Source organism: Streptomyces botrytidirepellens (genome assembly GCF_003721215.1).
Taxonomy (GTDB): Bacteria; Actinomycetota; Actinomycetes; order Streptomycetales; family Streptomycetaceae; genus Streptomyces; species Streptomyces himastatinicus.
Genome location: NZ_RIBZ01000124.1, coordinates 37,914 through 57,636, shown reverse-complemented (window position 1 = coordinate 57,636; position 19,723 = coordinate 37,914). Strand labels below are relative to the sequence as shown.

General features: G+C 72.0%; 15 protein-coding genes and 1 pseudogene. 10 read left to right on the top strand and 6 right to left on the bottom strand.

Annotated features, from left to right (window positions below; all coding sequences use genetic code 11):
* The coding region (locus EEJ42_RS09955; RefSeq protein WP_246096309.1) for a helix-turn-helix domain-containing protein at window positions 1–337 on the top strand (337 nt) is incomplete at its 5' end.
* Window positions 338–343: 6 nt separating this feature from the next.
* On the opposite strand, the gene EEJ42_RS09950 is transcribed toward EEJ42_RS09955, so the two are convergent.
* Together EEJ42_RS09950 and EEJ42_RS09945 are read right to left on the bottom strand one after the other, a co-directional pair.
* Window positions 344–2,668, bottom strand: a complete 2,325-nt coding sequence (locus EEJ42_RS09950) for a glycosyl hydrolase family 95 catalytic domain-containing protein (RefSeq protein WP_246096307.1) — start codon at window positions 2,666–2,668, stop codon at window positions 344–346.
* Between the two features lie 165 nt (window positions 2,669–2,833).
* Window positions 2,834–3,142, bottom strand: a complete 309-nt coding sequence (locus EEJ42_RS09945) for a hypothetical protein (RefSeq protein WP_246096305.1) — start codon at window positions 3,140–3,142, stop codon at window positions 2,834–2,836.
* Between the two features lie 124 nt (window positions 3,143–3,266).
* Here EEJ42_RS09945 and EEJ42_RS09940 point away from each other — a divergent pair, with 124 nt between their 5' ends.
* Window positions 3,267–4,586: an SGNH/GDSL hydrolase family protein gene (locus EEJ42_RS09940; protein ID WP_123099603.1), complete on the top strand. Its 1,320-nt coding sequence runs from the start codon at window positions 3,267–3,269 to the stop codon at window positions 4,584–4,586.
* Window positions 4,587–4,628: 42 nt separating this feature from the next.
* Here the strand turns inward: EEJ42_RS09940 and EEJ42_RS09935 are convergent, their stop codons facing one another.
* Together EEJ42_RS09935 and EEJ42_RS09930 are read right to left on the bottom strand one after the other, a co-directional pair.
* Window positions 4,629–5,288: a response regulator transcription factor gene (locus EEJ42_RS09935; protein ID WP_123099602.1), complete on the bottom strand. Its 660-nt coding sequence runs from the start codon at window positions 5,286–5,288 to the stop codon at window positions 4,629–4,631.
* On the bottom strand, window positions 5,261–6,550 hold the full coding sequence (locus tag EEJ42_RS09930; protein ID WP_184503013.1) for a sensor histidine kinase: 1,290 nt from the start codon (window positions 6,548–6,550) through the stop codon (window positions 5,261–5,263). Before EEJ42_RS09930 ends, EEJ42_RS09935 begins: the two co-directional genes overlap by 28 nt.
* A 173-nt stretch (window positions 6,551–6,723) precedes the next feature.
* Here EEJ42_RS09930 and EEJ42_RS09925 point away from each other — a divergent pair, with 173 nt between their 5' ends.
* The 5 genes and pseudogenes from EEJ42_RS09925 (at window position 6,724) to EEJ42_RS09900 (ending at window position 11,665) form a co-directional block, all read left to right on the top strand.
* Window positions 6,724–7,479 carry an ABC transporter ATP-binding protein gene (locus EEJ42_RS09925; RefSeq protein WP_123099600.1) on the top strand — a complete coding sequence of 252 codons (756 nt, stop codon included), beginning with the start codon at window positions 6,724–6,726 and terminating at the stop codon, window positions 7,477–7,479.
* Complete coding sequence (locus tag EEJ42_RS09920; RefSeq protein ID WP_123099599.1) at window positions 7,473–9,986, top strand: ABC transporter permease; 2,514 nt, start codon at window positions 7,473–7,475, stop codon at window positions 9,984–9,986. The genes EEJ42_RS09925 and EEJ42_RS09920 overlap by 7 nt, the downstream gene beginning before the upstream one ends.
* A 225-nt stretch (window positions 9,987–10,211) precedes the next feature.
* Window positions 10,212–10,310, top strand: a pseudogene (locus EEJ42_RS52645) (DNA-binding response regulator); the annotation flags it as partial.
* A gap of 42 nt (window positions 10,311–10,352) precedes the next feature.
* Window positions 10,353–11,240 (top strand): AraC family transcriptional regulator, encoded by an 888-nt coding sequence (locus EEJ42_RS09905; protein ID WP_246096303.1) that lies wholly within the window; start codon window positions 10,353–10,355, stop codon window positions 11,238–11,240.
* A gap of 14 nt (window positions 11,241–11,254) precedes the next feature.
* A complete protein-coding gene (locus tag EEJ42_RS09900; RefSeq protein ID WP_123099610.1) occupies window positions 11,255–11,665 on the top strand; it encodes a VOC family protein in 411 nt (136 codons plus the stop codon).
* A gap of 75 nt (window positions 11,666–11,740) precedes the next feature.
* On the opposite strand, the gene EEJ42_RS09895 is transcribed toward EEJ42_RS09900, so the two are convergent.
* On the bottom strand, window positions 11,741–12,367 hold the full coding sequence (locus tag EEJ42_RS09895; protein ID WP_123099596.1) for a hypothetical protein: 627 nt from the start codon (window positions 12,365–12,367) through the stop codon (window positions 11,741–11,743).
* Window positions 12,368–12,564: 197 nt separating this feature from the next.
* Between EEJ42_RS09895 and EEJ42_RS09890 the strand changes: the two genes are divergently transcribed.
* A complete protein-coding gene (locus EEJ42_RS09890; RefSeq protein WP_246096301.1) occupies window positions 12,565–14,097 on the top strand; it encodes a GMC family oxidoreductase in 1,533 nt (510 codons plus the stop codon).
* Window positions 14,098–14,203: 106 nt separating this feature from the next.
* Window positions 14,204–14,725 (top strand): hypothetical protein, encoded by a 522-nt coding sequence (locus EEJ42_RS09885; RefSeq protein ID WP_123099594.1) that lies wholly within the window; start codon window positions 14,204–14,206, stop codon window positions 14,723–14,725.
* A 19-nt stretch (window positions 14,726–14,744) separates the two neighbouring features.
* Here the strand turns inward: EEJ42_RS09885 and EEJ42_RS09880 are convergent, their stop codons facing one another.
* Entirely contained in the window at window positions 14,745–17,288 is a 2,544-nt protein-coding gene (locus EEJ42_RS09880) for an ATP-dependent Clp protease ATP-binding subunit (RefSeq protein ID WP_123099593.1), read from the bottom strand.
* 311 nt (window positions 17,289–17,599) lie between these two features.
* Here EEJ42_RS09880 and EEJ42_RS09875 point away from each other — a divergent pair, with 311 nt between their 5' ends.
* Complete coding sequence (locus EEJ42_RS09875; protein WP_123099592.1) at window positions 17,600–19,672, top strand: glycoside hydrolase; 2,073 nt, start codon at window positions 17,600–17,602, stop codon at window positions 19,670–19,672.
* Window positions 19,673–19,723: the final 51 nt, after the last annotated feature.

Here is a 19,723-nt window from a genome sequence, read left to right as displayed (position 1 = left end):
CGCCGCCGAGGTGCCGGCCGTCGTGCACGAGGCCACCGCGCCGGCCGTGCACAGCCTCGTCTCGCCCGCCGACGCCCGGGAGTTCGCCCGCGCCCGCCTCGCCGCGCTCGACCGGGCCGGGCCGCCGGGCGCCGCCGTCCTGCGCGGCACCCTGCGCACCTGGCTGACGTTCCACGGCAGTTGGGACCGTACGGCCACCGAACTCCAGGTCCACCGCAACACCGTGCGCCACCGCATGGCCCGGGTCGCCGAACTCCTCGGCGCCGACCTCCAGGACCCGGCCGTCCGCATGGAACTCTGGTTCGCCCTGGAGTGGCTTTCCGACGACGACTTCTAGTCCGGGCTAGTCCGGCAGCCCCCACGGCTTCGCGTCGCCGACGGCCGGTACGTCGCGCGGGCCCGGGTCCGGGTGGGTGCCGCGCGGGGCGACGACGGCCGTCTCGTCCCGGCGGAGCGGGATCTCGATGCGGCCCGGCCCGGTCTCCCGGTACCGCAGCCGCCTGCCGCGCTCGTCCCGTACGTCGATCGCACCGCGGATACCGTGGTCCAGCACCAGGGGCGCGCCCGCCTCGCTGTGGACGCGCACCCACCGGGTGCGGCCACCGGCCCGGTCCGCGTCGATCAGGAACGCGCCCTGGGCGCGCAGGGAGGCCACGGACGCGTCGGGCCAGCGGCGCGATACGGACGGGAAGACCCGCACCACACCGCCGTGGCTCTGCACGGCCATGTCGAGCACGGACTGCGTGGCGGTCAGGGGGCTCTCGATGCCGAGGTTTCCGCCCTCGACGTACATGGTGTTCGGGGTCATCCAGGCGTTGTTGATGACATTGCCGCCGGTGAAGTAGGTGAGGAAGTCGAGGGCCTCCTCGGGGCGGCCCATCCGCGAGGCCATCGACGAGGCGGCGGCGTAGCTGTAACCGGCCCACAGGGCACGGTCCTTGACCCAGTGGTCGAAGGTGGTCCGCATGATGTCCCGGTCGCCCGGCCGGTCCCAGTCCAGCTCGTGCAGCGGATACAGCCACAGCATGTGCGAGAAGTGGCGATGGGATTCGGTCAGCGGCTTGCCCGCGCCGATCATGACACCGGTGGCGTCGCGGGGGTAGTCCACCAGGCGCTTCAGGATCTCGCGCCAGCGCGCGGCGCGCGGATGGTCCGTACGGAGGATCCGCAGGCAGTCGAGGAGCGTGGCGCAGCCCCAGCGGAGCAGGGAGAGGTCGTAGGTGCAGTCCTCGGCGTCCGCCCACTCGGGGGAACGGGTGAGCGGAAGGTGCAGCTTTCCGTCGCCGCCCTCGTGCAGGAAGTGGTCGTAGAAGTTCACCGCCTTGACCAGGATCGGGTAGAGGACGTCGCGCACGATGCGGGTGTCCATGGTGTGGCGGTAGCTGAGCCAGACGTTGTGCATGGCCCAGATGAGGTTGCCGTTGTTGTCGGTCTTGGTGGAGGTGCCGGGGATGCCGACGGTCTTGGCGCCGGGGCGCAGCATCCAGTCGGAGGGGTGAGCGAGGGCGTAGGTCTGCCCGTCCTGGTACTCCGGTGGGACCGAGAGCGGCAGATACTTCTCGAAGCGCTGGAAGGTGGAGGTGACGGAGTCGAGTTCGAGGTGGTTGGACCCCTGGATCAGCCAGGTGGCGATCTGCACGTTGAGGTTCCACCAGACGGCGGTCCAGCTGCCGCCGGTCTCCGGGTACCACGGCCCCCACTCGGACATCGACGGCCCGTCGGCCCGGGTGGCGCAGGCCGCCTTGTAGAGCTGGATCCAGTAGAAGTCCTGGAGGCGCTTGTCGGGTACGGACAGCAGGCTGCGCCGGTAGAAGCGGTGCCACCAGGCGCGGTGTTCGGCCACCAGGTCGTCGGGGTCCGCGGCCAGCGTACGGGCCACTTCGGCGACGGCCAGCTCGGTGGTGCGGGACAGGTCTTCGGGATGGCGGTAGACGATGTGCGCGGCCAGCAGTCTGCCGGTGCCGACGCGCCGTTCGCGCCAGGCGGTGGTCCAGCCGCCGCCCGCGATGAGCGGCTGCTCCACGTACCCGGTGTCTCCCGCGGTGCCGGTGCGGGGGTCGGGGTTGCCCGTGTAGTCGGCGGGCTTGTCCTTGGTGCGCGGCGAGGCCGCGGGCAGCCACGTGAACGACCAGGCCGCTTCCCGCTCGCCCGCGCTGGGCCGGGTGGAGATCAGCAGCGCGGTACGGGTGTTGTGCACCAGCATCGAGAAGCGGACGCTGCCCCGGGTGGTGGTGACGGTGCCGCGCAGCTCGGCGTCCCAGAGGTCGAGGGTCCAGTCGATGCCGGTCACCTCGCCGGCCAGGGTGAGGTCGAAGTGGCCGATGGGCAGCCGCGAGAAGCCGTACGGGGCGCGCCACTGGGGCCGCTGGTCCTGCACCTGACTGTGGCTGACCATGACCTTCACGGAGTTGGGCGTGGCGCCCCGGTAGACCTGCGCGCCGAGCAGTCCGTTGGCGAGGAAGGGGCCGTCCTTCCAGTCTCCGGGCATCCGGCGCCACCGCAGGGCCGCGTCCCTGACGATGCGTTCGGTCGGGTTTCCTGCCCGGCCCGCGTCCTGGGGCGCGGCCCAGGCGGTGCCGGATCCGGCCAGCCAGCCCGCGGCGCCGACTGCGGCCGCCGAGCCGATCACACCTCTTCGAGAGATCCCGTTCCCTGTCGTCGGGGTCACGTATGTGCCTCCCATACCTGGTGGTGAACTACCCGGCATGGTGCAGGGGTCGGGGCAGCAAGGGAAGACCTCCGACGTATCGGAAATCGACGCGCTTCATCTCCGCAGGTGGGCGAGGCGCACGTGATCGGAACGCGGCGACAGGGGTGTCAGCCAACCGATCTCTCAGACGCTGACCAGGCAGAGGAGAGCGACCACACCCACGAAGCCGAGCCCGCCGAGAGCGGTTCCGGTGATGGCCATCCACAGACGGCCCGCACCGCGGCGGGCGTGGTGGATGCCCATGGCGCCGAGGGCGACGGCGAGGCCCCCGGCGATGGGCACCAGGGGGAGGGTGAAGGACAACAGCAGGGACGGCAGTACGCCGACGATGGCGAGGACGCCGACGACGGAGAAGACACCGAGGACCACGGCGGTGGGGCCCAGCGCGACGGCGGGTGTGTCCGTGCGGTGGGCCATGGTCGGTGCAGGCATGAGCATCCCCCTCGCAAAAGCCCTCGGAGCGGGCTCATGTGACGTACCGATCGTAGCTGGGGTTCCTCCGCGCTCCGGTGGGCAGGGTGGGTGCGTCAAGTCCGCCTGATGGAAAGGACGTTCCATGCGAGGATTTCTTCGAAGACTCGGTCCGCTGGTGGCGGTTCTCCTCTGCGTGACCCTGGTGGCGGTCGCCCAGGGAGCCGAGCGGAGCCGGGCGCGCACCGCGTCGGCCGAGGAGGGCGGCGGGCCGCGTCCGGGCAGCCACTGGGTGGGGACCTGGACGTCCATGCCGCAGCTGACCGAGCCGGCCAACATGCCGCCCCCGCCGTACACCCAGGACGGCGCGGTCCTCGCAGACAGCACCCTGCGGCAGACCGTGCACGTGTCGGTGGGCGGCCGTCAGCTGCGGCTCCGCTTCTCCAACGCCTTCGGCGGGGCGCCCCTGCCCATCTCCCGCGTCTCCGTGGCCCTTCCCGCGGGGGGCAGGGCCGGGGTGAGCGCGATCGAACCGGGCACCTCCCGGCCCGTCACCTTCGACGGCCGCGCCGCCACCACGGTGCCGATGGGCGCCCTGATGGTCTCCGACCCGCTGGACTTCCGGCTGCCGCCGGGCGCGAACCTCACCGTGACCGTGTACCTGGCCACCGGACAGCAGTCGACCGCCATCACCTCCCACCCCGGCTCGCGCACCGCCTCCCACATGCTGCGCGGCAACCACATCGACGCAACCGACTTCAAGGGCGCGGCCTCGGTCGAGCACTGGTACTTCCTCAGCGGCGTCGAGGTGTGGTCACCGGCGCGCACCCGCGCCACCGCCGTGCTGGGCGACTCGCTCACCGACGGACGCGGCTCCACCAGCAACCACAACGACCGCTGGACGGACCGGCTGATGACCCGTCTGCGCGCCGACCACAGGACGGCCGACACCGCCGTGCTCAACCAGGCGGCAGGCGGAAACCGGCTCCTCCAGGACGGTCTCGGCCCGAACGGTCTGGCCCGCCTGGACCGTGACGTCCTGGCGCAGAGCGGCGTCACCTCGCTCGTCGTCTTCGAGGGCATCAACGACATCGGCACCGCCCCCGCCACCCCCGAAGCACAACAGGACGTCGCGGACCGGCTCATCTCCGCCTACGGCCAGATCGTCCTGCGTGCCCACGCCCAGGGGATCCGCGTCTACGGCGCCACCCTCACCCCCTTCGGCGGCAGCACCCCGTACGACGACGCGGCGGGCCACCGCGAAGCGACCCGGCAGCGGATCAACGACTGGATACGGACCAGCGGCCGCTTCGACGCGGTCGTGGACCTGGACCGGGCGACACGGGACGAGGACGACCCGAGCCGCCTGCGCGCGGACCTCGACGTGGGCGACCATCTGCACCTCAACCCCGAGGGCTACCGCGTGATCGCCGACGCCTTCCCGCTGCGCCTCTTCCACCGCTGACGGCTTCCACCGGTGGCGGGGCCGTACGTCCCGCCACCGGTGTCACGCCCGCAGATAGGTGAGCACCGCCAGCACTCTGCGGTGGGTGGCGTCGGTCGGCGGGAGGTCCAGCTTGCCGAGGATGTTGCCGATGTGCTTGCCCACGGCCGCCTCGGACACCACCAGGTGGCGGGCGATCGCGCCGTTCGACTTGCCCTCCGCCATCAGGGCCAGGACCTCCCGCTCGCGCGCGGTGAGCCGTTCCAGCGGGTCGCGGCGGCGGCGCAGCAGCTGGCGCACCACTTCGGGGTCCACGACCGTGCCGCCGTCCGCCACTTCGCACAGGGCGGCCACGAACTCCTCGACCCGCCCGACGCGTTCCTTCAGCAGATAGCCGACGCCCGTTCCGTCGCCGGAGTCCAGCAGCTCCGAGGCGTACGTGCGCTGCACATACTGGCTGAGGACCAGGATGGGCAGGGTGGGCCGGGTCTCGCGCAGCCGCACCGCCGCGTGCAGTCCCTCGTCCTGGAATCCGGGCGGCATGCGGACGTCCGTGAGGACGATGTCGGGGGCGTGTTCCTCGACCGCGGCGAGCAGCGCGGGAGCGTCGCCGACGGCCGCGACCACGTCGTGGCCGCAGCGGCCGAGCAGCCCGCTGAGCCCTTCCCGCAGCAGCACGCTGTCCTCGGCCAGTACTACGCGCAAGCTTCGGTCCGTTCGCAAGGAAACTCCACACGCAGCAGGGTCGGTCCGCCCGGTGGGCTGGACAGGGAGAGTCTGCCACCCAGCGCGGACACCCGGTCGCCGAGTCCGGTGAGCCCGCTTCCGGCGCCGGGGTCCGCGCCGCCCCGGCCGTCGTCGCGCACCTGGAGGAACAGCCGTCCGTCGCGGTGTGCGCCGCTCACCTCCGCACGGTTCGCCCCGCTGTGCCGGGCGATGTTGGTGAGGGCCTCGCGGACCACGAAGTACGCGGCGGCCTCGACCGCCTGGGGCAGCCGTTTGGGCAGCTCCAGGGCCACGTCCACGGGAACCACGGAGCGGTCCGCCGCGTCGGCGACCGCCGCGGGGAGGCCGTAGTCCGCGAGCACCTTGGGGTGGATGCCGTGGATGAGTTCGCGCAGCTCCGCGAGCGCCTTGTCCGCCTCCTCGTGGGCCGCGGCGAGCTGGTCGGCGAGCGGGCCTGGGGGGATGTCCAGGCGGGCCAGGCCGAGCGTCATCGTGAGCGCCACCAGCCGCTGCTGGGCACCGTCGTGCAGATCGCGTTCGATGCGGCGCCGTTCCGTCTCGAAGGCGTCCACCAACCGGAGGCGGGAGCGGGCGAGTTCGGTGACCTTCTCCTTCAGGTCACCCTCGCGCGGGGCGATCAGCAGACGTGTCAGTTCGGCCCGGGCCCCCGCCACGACCCCCAGCACGTAGCCGCACAGACCCAGGAGCAGCAGTCCGAGCACGGCGACCGCGAAGGCCACCGGCCAGGACGTGACGATCCACTGCTTGAGCACCTTCGTCTCCCGGCCGCCACCGACCGTGGCCATCAGCAGCGGTGTCGCGACCACGGACAGCGGCGCGAGCAGGGCGACGGCGAGGACGATCGCGTCGACCGGCCACAGCAGCACCGCGAACAGCACGGCATATCCGAGCTCCCGCCACGTCGTCCGCTCCCTCATGCGGGTCGTCAGCCAGGCCCACAGGCCGTAGGCCGTGGGCGCACGGTGCTGATCGGGGGCCGGGTCCCGGTCGATCAGGCGCAGCCTGCGCCGTTCCACCCAGGCCACCGGGATTCCGGCGAGCGCCGCGAGGACGAGCAGCGGCAGCCCCACCAGCACGACGGCGAGGATGCCGCCCGCCGCGGCCGTGGTGGCGATCCCCGCGAGGGCGACCGCGCCGGTCACCGCACCGGTGAGCAGGTATCCGGCCGAACGCCACGGCCACGACGACAGCAGGAAGCCCGGCCCGGACATGGCTTGCCACACATTCCGAGGGTCCATGGAGGTCACCGTAGAAGGCCCGACCGGCCCGTGCCATCGGTCCAGAGGGTGTTCCGGGGGTATGCCTGGCCCTACCCCAAGTCTCGGTTCCGCCGTACTGCGCCGTGGTGTCCGCGCGCGGTTTCGTGGCGCTCGACATCGGAACGACTCGACATCGATACGAGTGGGGACATATGGACAACGACGCGATCCAATTGCGCTCCGTCAGCAGACGCTTCGGCTCCGGCGACGGCGCGGTGACAGCCCTCGACCAGGTCTCGCTGTCCTTCCCCGCGGGGACGTTCACCGCCGTCATGGGCCCCTCCGGCTCGGGCAAGTCGACGCTGTTGCAGTGCGCGGCGGGGCTGGACCGCCCCACGTCGGGGTCGGTCACCGTGGGCGGCACCGACCTGACGACACTGAGCGAAACCCGGCTGACGCTGCTGCGGCGCCAACGCATCGGTTTCGTGTTCCAGGCGTTCAACCTGCTGCCGTCCCTGACCGCCCAGCAGAACGTGGCACTGCCCCTGCGGCTGGCGGGCCGCCGCCCCTCCGCGGCCCGGGTGCGCGAGGTGCTCCGGCAGGTCGGGCTCGGCGAACGGGCGCGGCACCGGCCGTCCGAGCTGTCCGGCGGTCAGCAGCAACGGGTCGCCCTGGCGCGCGCCCTGATCACCCGCCCCGAGGTGCTCTTCGGCGACGAGCCGACCGGTGCCCTCGACACCCGGACCGGCCGTGAGGTGCTGACCTTGCTGCGCGGCATGGTCGACGGCGAGGGCCAGACGGTCATCATGGTCACGCACGATCCGGTGGCCGCGTCCTATGCCGACCGGGTGGTCTTCCTGGTCGACGGACGGGTCGGCGGCGAGCTGACCGGTGCGGGCGCCGACGCCATCGCCGCGCGCATGACCGGCCTGGAGAGCATGGAGAGCCTGGAGGACGTGCCGTGCTGAGCGTCGCCCTGAGCACCCTGCGCACGCGCTGGGTCACCTTCGTCGGCAGCTTCGTCGCCCTGTCGCTGGGTGTCGCGCTGCTCACCGTCATGGGCCTGGCCCTCGCCTCGTCGCTGGACGCGCCCGACCGGAAACCCGAACGGTTCGCCGCCGCGCCGGTGGTGGTCAAGGGAGCCGACACGTTGCGGGTGCGCACCCCGAACGGCGTCCGGGTCCGGAAGCTCGCACATCCGCGGGCCGTCCCCGCGGCGGCCGTCGCGCGGCTGCGGCGGCTCGGGCCCGTGGTCGAGGACCGTTCGTTCGCCGTACGGGCGCGGGGCGGGCCGGACGATCTGGTGGGCCACCCCTGGTCCACCGCCGCGTTCGGCCGGTACGAGATCGGCGCGGGGCACGCACCCCGCGCGGCCGACGAGGTGGTCATCAGCGGCGCCTGGGCGAAGCCGGGCGAGCGGGTACGGACCGGTGGCGGCACGGTACGGGTCGTCGGCACCGTACGGATCGCCGGGACCGCACGGGGCGCCGGAAACGCACGGGGCACCGGAAACGCACGGGCCGCCGGGGCCACCGCAGGGCGCGGCCTCGAGGACGCCGTCTTCTTCACCGACGAACGCGCCGCCCGCCTCTCCCCCCGCAGCGTCCAGCTCGTCGTGGATGCCTCCCCGGCGGCCGTGCGCGCGGCGGTGCGCGGCAGCGCGGGGGTCCGGGTCCTCACCGGGGACGGGCGCCGCCACGCCGACCCCGACCCGGACCGGGACCGCGAGGTGCTGATGGCGATGAACGCCCTGTTCGGCACGGCCGGTGGGGTCACCGCCTTCGTGTCGGTGTTCGTGGTGGCGTCCACCTTCGCGTTCGCGGTGGCCCAGCGGCGCCGCGAGTTCGGGCTGCTGCGCACGGCCGGGGCGACGCCGGGACAGCTCCGCCGGATGGTGTTCGCCGAGGCCCTCATGGTCGGCGTTCTCGCCTCGGCCACCGGTTGTCTGCTCGGCGCGTACGGTGCGCCACGGCTGGCCGCGTGGGTGGTCGACGGTGGTGTGGCGCCCGGCTGGTTCGCCATCGGCGATCACGTCTGGCCGTACCACGTGGCGTTCTGGACGGGTCTGCTGGTCGCCCTGTGCGGCGTGGCGGCCGCGTCCTGGCGGGCGGGCCGTACCGGACCCGCCCAGGCGCTGCGCGAGGCCGCCGTGGACACCGGGACGATGCCCCCGGGGCGGTGGCTGTGCGGACTGGCGCTCCTGCTGACCGCCGTCGTCACCCTGGGCCTGGCCTTGGCCACCGACCCGGGCGAGCTGCTGCACCGGAAGACCTATGTGAGCCGTCCGATGCTGCTCATCACCGCGGTCGCGCTGCTCGCGCCCGCTGTCGTGCCCCCGCTGGCCCGGCTGATCGCCTGGCTCCCGGCCCAACTCCCCGGCGCCGGTGGCATGCTGGTGCGGGAGAACGCCGCCGCCGGTGTGCGCCGCACCGCCGCGGTCGCGGCGCCCGTGCTGGTCACGGTCGCCCTCACCGGCTCGCTCCTGGGCGCCACCACGACGCTGAACGAGGCGAAGGCCACCGAAGTCCGCGCGCGGACAGCGGCCGACTTCGTCGTCACCCCGGCGGGCGGAGCGGGCTTCGACGCGGCGACCCTGCGAAAGCTGCGCGCGGTGCCCGGCGCCGAGGTGTCCGCGACCGCGTCGAGCGCCGTCTCCGTCCTGGAGGACGGCGTGTCCCTCGTGACGTCCGAGGCCCGCGCCGTCGACCCCGGCCCGCTCGCCGCCACCACCCGGCTGCCGGTCGAAGCCGGACAGGCCGCTGACCTCGACGACGACTCGATCATCGTCAACGGCGAGTGGCAGCAGCACACCGTGGGCCGACGCGTCCAGGTGTGGCTGGGCGACGGCACCAGGAAGTGGCTGCGCATCGCCGCGGTGATGGCCACCGGCACCGGCGGCAACGGCGTCTACGTCACCCCGCGCAACGCCCCGGGCGCCACCGTGGACCGGGTCGACGTCACCCTCGCCGACGGCGCCGACGCGACCGCCGTGGCCACCGCGCTGAGGAAGGCGGTGCACACCTCGGGCGGGCGGCTCCTCACCAAGGACCAGTGGATCAGGGCGAGTTACCCGGGGACGAAGGACACCACCCGGATCGGCCTGCTGCTGGTCCTCGGCATCGCTCTCCTCTACACCGGCATCTCCCTCGCCAACACCATGGCCATGGCCACCTCCGACCGCGTCCGCGACCTGGCCACCCTGCGCCTGGCCGGGGCCACCCCGGGGCAGATCCTGCGGCTGGTGGGCGCCGAGGCGCTGATGGTGGTCGTGGTCGGCGCCGTCCTGGGTGTCCTCGTCGCCGGGCTCAACCTGATGGGCATGGGCAGCGCCCTGCAGCTGCTGTCGGCGCCGACCACGATCCGGATCCCCTGGAGGGCCATCGGCGCCGCCACGGGCGCGTGCGCGATGCTCGCCGTGGTCTCGTCCGTCGCCCCCGCCGCGCTCACCCTGCGCTCAGTGACTCCCCGGACGTGAGGCGGGCTCGGGCCTGCCCAGGCGTCGCGCCATCGGGACCGGCGCCATGCGCCCAGCGGCCACGAGCCGCTCGATGGCGGCCCGTCTCGGTCCGGGGGTCGGTGCCCGGCAGCCGCGGGCTCAGCTCGCTGACCGTGATGTCCTGCGCGGCGCGCTCCATGCGGGTGAGCGGCAGCAGGCCGATGGCGCCACCCGCTGCGCGGGCTGGCCGAGGAGGGCTGGGCGAAGCACGTCGGGCGGGTCCTCGCCAAGATCGGTGCCCGCGACCGCATCCAGGCCGTGATCATGGCGTACGACACCGGGCTGGTCAGGGCGAAGCCGTAGGAGCCGGGGGCCGGGTCCGGCGGGGCGTCGCATACTGGCCACATGGCTGCTGAGGCAGGACGGGAAGGCGAGGCGTTCCAGGAGTTCGTGCGGTTCGCGCCCCGGCTCGGCGGGATGGTCGCCTCCGCGGTGGGCTATCGCTCCGGCGGGCAGCCACCGGCGCTGCACCGCGGACTGCCGTCCCCCTGGCTGACGTTGATCTTCTCGCTGGACGGGCCGGTGACCAGCGGGCTCACCCTGGAGCAGGCGCGCGGTGCCGATGCGGTGCGGACCGACATCGTGGTGGGCGGGCTGCACCGGAGTCCGGCGTACATCATCCAGCCGGAGCACGAGACCGGGGTGCAGCTGGCCCTGCATCCGCTGGCGGCGCGCAGACTGCTCGGCCTGCCCGCGGGGGCGCTCACGGACCAGCTCGTGGTGTCGGGGACGGAGGTGCTGGGCGCGCGGGCCGCGGAGATCCACGAGCGGATGCGGGAGCAGCCGGGGTGGGAGGAGCGGTTCGCCCTCCTCGGCTCGTACCTGCGGGCGCGTGCGGCCGCGGCGGACGAGGCCACGCCGGTCCGGCGCGAGGTCGTCGAAGCCTGGGCGTGGCTGGCCCGTCACCGGGGCGCGGGCACGCTGCGCGGGCTGCCCGAGCACGTGGCGCTCAGCCCGCGCCGGCTCACGGCGCTCTTCCGCGCCGAGACGGGGCTGAGCCCGAAGCAGGCCGCCCGGCTGATGCGCTTCGAGCACGCCAAGAGCACCGTGGCCCGGTCCTTCGCCGCGGGCGCCCCGGCCGATCTGGCCCGGGTCGCGGCCGACTGCGGCTACTACGACCATTCGCATCTGGTGCGGGACTTCCGCCAGTACACCGGCGTCAGCCCCACGGTCTGGCTCGCCGAAGAGTGCCGGAATATCCAAGCGGGCGGGCACCGGAACGGCGAAGAGTGAGAGGCATGAACACGATGGAATCCCAGCAACGACCCCCCAGCATCTGGCCGACCCTCCAGGCCCATGACGCGCCCGCCCTGATCGACTTCCTCGTCGGCACGGTCGGCTTCCTGCGCACCGCCGTGTACGAGGACGGCGACCGGGTGGCGCACGCCCAGCTCGACTGGCCCGAGGGCGGCGGGATCATGCTCGGGTCGTACGAGCCGGACAGCGCGGAGTGGTGTCTGCAACCGGGCACCTTCGGCGCGTACGTCGTCACCGACCACGTCGACAGCCTCTACGAACGGCTGAAGGCGGCAGGGTTGAAGGTCATCCGCGAGATCGAGGACCAGCCGTACGGCAGCCGCGAGTTCGCGATCGCCGACCCCGAGGGCAACAAGTGGTCCTTCGGCACCTACCGGGGCGAGCCCCGCCCGACGGGCTGACCCGGCCGGGCGGGCGACCGGCCGCTCCGCCCGCCTGAGGCAGGCAGACGTGCGGAGCGGCCCCTGGTCACGGCATCAGCCGAGGTTGAAATCGAGGTTGGTCACGTACCAGGCGTCCTTGATCTCGGTGGCCTCCACCTTGACGTCCAGCTGCCCCGCCTTCAGTCCGGTGGAGTTGGACAGGATGACCTTGTCGAGCGTCTGCCCGTCGACGGTGACCTTGTCGGCGGGCACCACGGCCTTGCCACCGGTGGCCGGGACCCGGGCGACGTCCACCTTCGGGTCGCCCGTGGACTGCTTGGGCGTGAACGACGTGCGGAGCTTCCCGACGTTCTCGCGCATCTCGCGCACCTCGGGCGTGTTGCCGTTGCACCTCGACGGGGTGCCGACCTTCGCGGGCGACGAACCGGTGGCCGGGTCCGCCATCACCAGGCACGCCTGCTTCGGCTGCCCCTTGATGACCGCGGTCACCCACGTGGCAACCGCGTCCTCGGCCGTGGCCTGACGGGGCCCCGAGGGCTTCGAGGCCGCCGAGTCCTCCCCCTGCTTCTCCGACCCGGCAGCGGTCGAGCTGTTCGCCACCGGCTTCTCCCCCTCGCCGGATTCCGCCTCCTTCGAGCAGCCCGTGACACCGACGACGGCCGCCACCACGGCGGCCCCGGCGATCCAGCGGACGGTCCTGTTTCCGTACCTCTCCGACACGCTTTCAGGAGCCTTTCACATAGACATCTATGACCTGATGTCACCCCGAGGCGTCTCTCATCAAGACACCACATCGACCATGGAGACGACAGGGGCGGCAAAACGGTTTCGCCCGCCGCCTGGCTGGCCACGGGCCCTGGTCTGCTGACAAGATCATTTGGGCGACCACGGCACACCGGCAAGTGAAGGGCGGGCATGTGACCGAGACATTCGGCCACGAGGAGTACGACTACATCATCGTCGGCGCTGGTTCGGCCGGTTGCGTGCTCGCGGCGCGACTGTCCGAAGACCCGGAGAGAACGGTACTGCTCCTGGAAGCCGGGGCGGCGGACACCAAGCCGGAGCTGGCCGTGCCACCAGCCTGGCCCGGGCTGTGGGGGACCGAGGTCGACTACGCCTACACCACGGTTCCGCAAGCCGGTACCGGCGGCGTGGCGCAGCCGTGGCCGCGGGGCCGGACGCTGGGCGGGTCGAGCGCCATCAACGCGATGGTGTTCCTGCGCGGACACCGCAACGACTACGACCGCTGGGCGGCGGCCGGGTGCACGGGGTGGGGCTTCGACGCGCTCCTGCCGTACTTCCGGCGGCTGGAGACCGTCACCGGAAAGGATCCGGAGTTCCGCGGCGACAGCGGCCCGATGCGTCCGGCGCAGGCACAGGACGGCAACCCGCTGTCCCAGGTCTTCGTCGATGCCGCCACCTCGGCCGGGCACCCGGCGACGGACGACTTCAACGGCGCCGCCCAGGAAGGCGTCGGCTGGCACGACCTGAGCATCGCGGACGGCAAGCGGCAGAGCACCGCGGCCGCCTATCTGCACCCGGTCGGCGCGGAGCGGCCGAATCTGACGGTCTCGACCGACTCCCGCGCGCACCGCCTGCTCGTCGAGGGCGACCGGTGTACGGGCGTGGAGTTCCGGCGGGGCGGCGAGCCGGTCACCGCGCATGCCCGCGCCGAGGTGGTCCTCAGCTCCGGCGCCGTCGATTCGCCCCGTCTGCTGCTGCTGTCGGGCATCGGCCCCGCCGACGAGCTGCGGCAGGCCGGTGTGGACGCCCGCCACGACCTGCCCGGCGTGGGGCGCAACCTGCACGACCATCCGCTCTGCGGGGTCGTCTACGAGGCGAGCAGGCCGGTCCCCGAAGGACTCACCAACCACGCGGAGACCTCGATGGCGTGGCGCAGCGACGCGTCCGCCCAGGGCCCGGACATGCAGCTGATGTTCATTCATGTGCCCTTCCATCCACCGACGTTGCGGGCGCCGGAGAACAGTTTCACTTTCGGTGTGACGACCGTCCCCGAGAGCCGGGGCTCGGTGCGCATCGCCGACGCCGATCCGGAGACGCCGCCGCTGATCGATCCGAACTACCTCGGCGAGGAGTCGGACGTCCGGCGCATGCTGCACGGCATCGAGGTGGCGCGGGACATCGCGGCCGCGAGCCCCTTCACGGCGTGGCGCTCGCGCGAGGTGCTCGCCGGGGACGACGTCAAGGACGAGGAGGGGCTGCGCGCGTTCCTGGCGCGCGGCACCGGAACGTACTACCACCCCGTGGGCAGCTGCGCGATGGGAGTGGGCCCGGACGCCGTGGTCGCCCCGGATCTGACCGTTCACGGCGTCCAGGGCCTGCGGGTGGTGGACGCGTCGGTCATGCCGACGATCGTCTCCGTCAACACGAACGCGGCGACGATCGCCATCGCGGAGAAGGCCGCCGACCTCATCCGCCAGGCGGCGTAAGCCGGCCATCGCTCCGGGGCCCCTTGTGCGGCCCCCGGAGTGATGGACCGATCCCGCACCGGGGCGCGCCCATGCGGGGTGCGGCCCGCTCGGCGACCCTGGGGGTGTGACACACCAGCCCCCTGCGCCTGATGCGCGGAGCCGACCGCCGACCGGTGCCACGCGCGTCGACTACAGCGGCGCGGTGTACGGCTCGCTGCTCGCCGCCTCCGTGGTGGCCGGTGTCGGCACGCTCGGCTCGTATCCACGGTTGGAACTCGTGCTGCTCCTGCTGTGTACGGGCGTGGTGTTCTGGGCCGCACACGTCTTCTCCCGCCTCTTCGGAGCCCGGATGGCGCAGGAGCCCGGGAGCCGGGAGGAAGTCCGCCGCGTGTGCGCCGACGAGCGGCCCATCCTCGAGGCGGCCGTTCCCCCGGCCGTTGCCGTGGCGATCAGCCCGCTCTTCGGGCTGGGAGTCGAGGGCGCGGCATGGCTGGCGCTCGGTGTCGCGCTGGCGGGGCAGGTCGGCTGGGCGGCCCTGGCCGCCGTCCGCGCCGGCGCCTCACGCCCTCTGATCCTGATCGCCAGTGCGGCCAACCTGCTCCTCGGCATGGTCATCGTGATCTTCAAGGTCGCGCTCCAGCACTGACCCGACAGCCATGAGCGGCTCAGGGCTGCTGCGCGTCCGACGGAGTGTCGGTGTGGAAGTCCAGGTGTCCGTCCGCGACCTCCACGCGGACCCGCTCGCCGGAGGCGAGGCCGCCGTCGAGGAGCATCCGGGACAGCCGGTTGTCGACCTCCCGCTGGATGGTGCGGCGCAGCGGCCGGGCCCCGTACTCGGGCTGGTGGCCGTGGCGCGCCAGCCAGTCGATGGCCTCCGGGGCGAACGCGACGGTGATGCCCTGGGCGTGCAGCCGACGGCGGGTCTCCTCCAGCATCACGTCGGTGATCCGGCGCAGCTGCTCGTCGTCAAGCTGCCGGAAGACGACGATCTCGTCGATGCGGTTGAGGAATTCGGGGCGGAAGTGCTCGCGCAGCGGGCGCAGGACGCGCTCGCGCCGGGCCTGCTCGCCGGTCTCGGCATCCGTGGTGCCGAAGCCGAGCGCGGTGCCACCGATGGCCTCGGAGCCGAGGTTGCTCGTCATCACGACGACGGTGTTGCTGAAGTCGACCGTGCGGCCCTGGGCGTCGGTGAGGCGGCCGTCGTCCAGCACCTGGAGCAGGATGTTGAAGACATCGGGATGGGCCTTCTCGACCTCGTCCAGCAGCAGCAGCGAGTACGGGCGCCGACGCACGGCCTCGGTGAGCTGTCCGGCCTCCTCGTGGCCGACGTACCCGGGCGGGGCGCCGACCAGGCGGCTGACGGTGTGCCGCTCCTGGTACTCGCTCATGTCGAGTCGCACCATCAGCTCCTCGCTGCCGAACAGCGCCTCGGCCAGTGCCCGCGCGAGTTCCGTCTTGCCGACACCGGTGGATCCGAGGAAGAGGAAGCTCCCGGTCGGGCGGCCGGGGTCGGCCAGGCCGGTCCGGGAGCGCAGCACCGCCTCGGCGACGGCGCCGACGGCCTCGTCCTGCCCGATGACGCGCTGGCGCAGGTGTTCCTCCAGGCCGAGCAGCCGGTCCTTCTCCTCCTGGGTGAGGCTGCTGACCGGAATGCCGGTCTGCCGGGACACCACTTCGGCGATGTCCTCGGCGGCGACCTCCAGGCTCTGCCCGTCGTCGGGCTCCGTGCCGTCGCCCGCCTCGATCCGGCCGTTCAGCTCGCCGATGCGGTCGCGCAGTTCGCCGGCCCGCTCGTATTCCTCCGCGGCCACCGCCTGGTCCTTGTCCCTGGTCAGCTGCTCGACCTCCCGCTCCAGCGCCCGCACATCGGTGCCCTTGGTCCGTGAGCGCAAGCGCACGCGGGCACCGGCCTGGTCCATCAGGTCGATGGCCTTGTCGGGCAGGAACCGGTCGGTGAGGTAGCGGTCGGACAGCTCCACGGCGGCGCACAGCGCCTCGTCGGTGAAGCGGACCTGGTGATGGGCCTCGTACCGGTCGCACAGGCCCCGCAGGATCTCCACCGCGTCGGCGGCGGTGGGCTCGGGCACCAGGATGGGCTGGAAACGGCGGGCCAGTGCCGCGTCCTTCTCGATGTGGCGGCGGTATTCCTCCAGCGTGGTGGCACCGATGACATGGAGTTCGCCGCGGGCCAGGGCGGGCTTGAGCATGTTGCTCGCGTCCATGGAGCCGCCCTCGCCGCCGCCCGTGCCCGCGCCGACGACGGTGTGCAGCTCGTCGATGAAGACGATCAGCTGCTCGGAGTGCGTACGGATCTCCTCGATGATGCCGCTCAGCCGCTCCTCGAAGTCACCCCGGTAGCGGGTGCCCGCGACGACGGCGGAGAGGTCCAGGGCGACCACGCGGCGGCCGATCAGGATGTCGGGGACATCGCCTTCGGTGACGCGCTGGGCGAGCCCCTCGACGATGGCCGTCTTGCCGACACCGGCATCGCCGATCAGCACGGGGTTGTTCTTGCCGCGGCGGGACAGCACCTCGACGGTCTGTTCGATCTCCTCGCCGCGGCCGATGACCGGATCGATGCGGCCCTCGTGGGCGAGTTCGGTCAGGTCACGGCTGAACTTGTCCAGGGTGGGCGTGTCCTGCGCCCGGCCCCCGGGCTGCTGCCCGTTCGCGGTGGCCGTCGGCGCCCCCGGTGCGGTCTGCGGTCCCTGCTGGGCCGCCGCGGGATCGAAGTGGAGGGTGTTGAGGATGCGGCCGGCGGCGGAGTCGGGGTTGGCGGCGAGCGCCCCGAGGACGTGCTCGGGGCCGATGTAGGAGGCGCCGGTGGCCCGGGCCAGGTCGTGGGCGTCCAGCAGGGCGCGCTTGACCGCGGGGGTGACGGACAGCCGGTTCTGTGGCGGTCCGTCGCCGCTCGTACGGTCGATCTGGGCGGCCAGCGCGTCGGTGTCGGCCCCCGCCCCCGCCAGCAGCCCCCGGGTCGGCTCCGCGGTCAGCGCCGCGCGCAGCAGGTGCTTGGTGTCCAGGTCGGTGCTGCCGTGCTCGGCTGCGTAGGAGACGGCGTCGGCGACCAGTTGCCGGGCGGGGTCGCTCATCAGACGTCCGATGTCGATCTGCCGGGGACCGCGCGGCCCGCCGCCGAGGAATCGCGCCAGGTATTCCTCGAACGGGTCCGGCCCGAAGCCTCCCGGCCCCATGAAACCGCTGTTCATAGCCTTCCGTTCCGCGATTCCGGCCGAGCGCGTACGAGCCGGGCCGGGCCCGCTGTTCTGGTAGGCGTCATGCTTGCCGGGCGCGGGTGCCCGGGATCGGCACGGCTTACACCTGGCGACCACCTGGAGCCGCCAACGGCGGCGGGGTGCAGAGCGCACCGGCGACGCGTCCGGTGGCGGCGGCATACGCGGGCGCCCCCGAAGGCCGCCGGGTCTCCCGCCAAGGTGCGGAAGCGCTTCCATAACGGTCGTGTTCATGTCAGCATTCATGGGAGCGCTCCCATGGCGCTCCCACACCCCCAAGGAGAGACATGGCTCTCACACCACGACGCGGCCGACGTCGAGTCTCGGTGCTCGGGTTATTGGCCGCCACCGTCATGACGACGGCCGGACTGGCCGGAACCGCCGGAGCCGCGACCGGCCCCGCTCAGGAACGGACGGCTCAGAAGCAGACGGCGACCGGCTCCGCCAAGGCCTCCACGCTGGGCGCACAGGCGGCCCAGTCCGGGCGGTACTTCGGGGCCGCCGTGGCCGCGGGCAAGCTCGGGGACGGAACGTACGCGACCATCCTGAACCGTGAGTTCAACATGGTCACCCCCGAGAACGAGATGAAGTGGGACACCATCGAGCGGTCCCGCGGCTCGTTCAACTTCGCCCCCGCCGACCAGATCGCGAACCACGCCACCTCACGCGGACAGCGCTTACGGGGACACACCCTGGTCTGGCACTCCCAGCTGCCGAGCTGGGTCAGCTCCATCGGCGACGCCACCACCCTGCGCAGCGTGATGAAGAACCACATCACCACCACGATGGCCCACTACAAGGGCAAGATCTACGCCTGGGACGTGGTGAACGAGGCGTTCGCCGACGGTGGCGGCGGCCAGCACCGCCCCTCGGTGTTCCAGAACCTGCTGGGCGACGGCTTCATCGAGGAGGCCTTCCGCGCCGCCCGGTCGGCCGATCCGGCGGCCAAGCTCTGCTACAACGACTACAACATCGAGGACTGGAGCGCCGCGAAGACCCAGGGCGTCTACCGCATGGTGCGCGACTTCAAGGCGCGCGGCGTGCCCATCGACTGCGTCGGCTTCCAGGCCCACTTCGGCACCGGCGGCCCGCCGGCCAGCTTCCAGACCACGCTGTCCAGCTTCGCCGCCCTCGGCGTGGACGTGCAGATCACCGAGCTGGACATCGCGCAGGCGCCGACGGCCGCGTACACGAACACCGTCAGGGCCTGCATGAACGTCTCCCGCTGTACCGGCATCACCGTCTGGGGCATCCGGGACAGCGACTCCTGGCGCGCCGGGGAGAAGCCGCTGCTCTTCGACAACAACGGCAACAAGAAAGCGGCCTACAACGCCACGCTGACCGCGCTGGGCGGCACACCCGCGGCGAAGGCCGCGACCAGGACCACAGCCTCCCCCACCGCCTCGCTGCCCAGCAGCTTCAAGTGGAACTCCAGCGGGATCCTGATGTCCCCGAAGCCGGACGCCACCCACAACATCGCCGGGCTCAAGGACCCGACGGTGGTCTACCACAACGGCAAGTGGCACGTCTTCGCCAGCGTCGCCAGCGCCTCCGGATACAACCTGGTGTACCTGAGCTTCACCGACTGGTCCCAGGCGGCCTCGGCCACCCATCACTACCTGGACCGAACCGCCATCGGCACCGGCTACCGGGCCGCGCCGCAGGTGTTCTACTTCGCGCCGCAGAACAAGTGGTACCTGGTGTACCAGACCGGGAACGCCTCGTACTCGACCAACAGCGACATCAGCAACCCGAACGGCTGGAGCGCACCGAAGAACTTCTACTCCGCCATGCCGGACATCATCAAGCAGAACATCGGCAACGGCTACTGGGTGGACATGTGGGTGATCTGTGACAGCGCCAACTGCTACCTGTTCTCCTCCGACGACAACGGACATCTGTACCGGTCGCAGACGACCCTGGCCCAGTTCCCGAACGGCTTCACCAACACCGTCATCGCGGCCCAGGACCCCAACAAATACGCTCTGTTCGAAGCGAGCAACATCTACAAGGTGCAGGGCAGCAACCAGTATCTGCTGATCGTCGAGGCGATCGGATCGGACGGCAAGCGCTACTTCCGGTCCTGGACCTCCGGCAGCATCGCGGGCTCCTGGACACCGCTGGCCGCCTCCGAGGCCAACCCCTTCGCCCGGGCCAACAACACCGCCTTCCCTGCGGGCGCCTGGACCAAGGACATCAGCCACGGCGAGCTGATCCGCGCCGGAAACGACCAGACCCTCACCATCAACCCGTGCAAGCTCCAGTACCTCTACCAGGGCATGAACCCGAACGCCGGCGGCGACTACAACACCCTGCCGTGGCGCCTCGGCCTCCTCACCCAGACCAACTCCGCCTGCTGAGCCCCCGAGATGCCGAAGCCCTCGGCCGACTCGATGAGCCGGCCGAGGGCA

Bases quoted from the DNA above. Each gene is read 5' to 3' on its own strand.
- EEJ42_RS09900 (WP_123099610.1), top strand. From the start codon at position 11,255: ATGGAATCCCAGCAACGACCCCCCAGCATCTGGCCGACCCTCCAGGCC.
- EEJ42_RS09875 (WP_123099592.1), top strand. From the start codon at position 17,600: ATGGCTCTCACACCACGACGCGGCCGACGTCGAGTCTCGGTGCTCGGG.
- EEJ42_RS09905 (WP_246096303.1), top strand. From the start codon at position 10,353: ATGGCTGCTGAGGCAGGACGGGAAGGCGAGGCGTTCCAGGAGTTCGTG.
- EEJ42_RS09930 (WP_184503013.1), bottom strand. From the start codon at position 6,550: ATGGACCCTCGGAATGTGTGGCAAGCCATGTCCGGGCCGGGCTTCCTG.
- EEJ42_RS09945 (WP_246096305.1), bottom strand. From the start codon at position 3,142: ATGCCTGCACCGACCATGGCCCACCGCACGGACACACCCGCCGTCGCG.
- EEJ42_RS09880 (WP_123099593.1), bottom strand. From the start codon at position 17,288: ATGAACAGCGGTTTCATGGGGCCGGGAGGCTTCGGGCCGGACCCGTTC.
- EEJ42_RS09925 (WP_123099600.1), top strand. From the start codon at position 6,724: ATGGACAACGACGCGATCCAATTGCGCTCCGTCAGCAGACGCTTCGGC.
- EEJ42_RS09940 (WP_123099603.1), top strand. From the start codon at position 3,267: ATGCGAGGATTTCTTCGAAGACTCGGTCCGCTGGTGGCGGTTCTCCTC.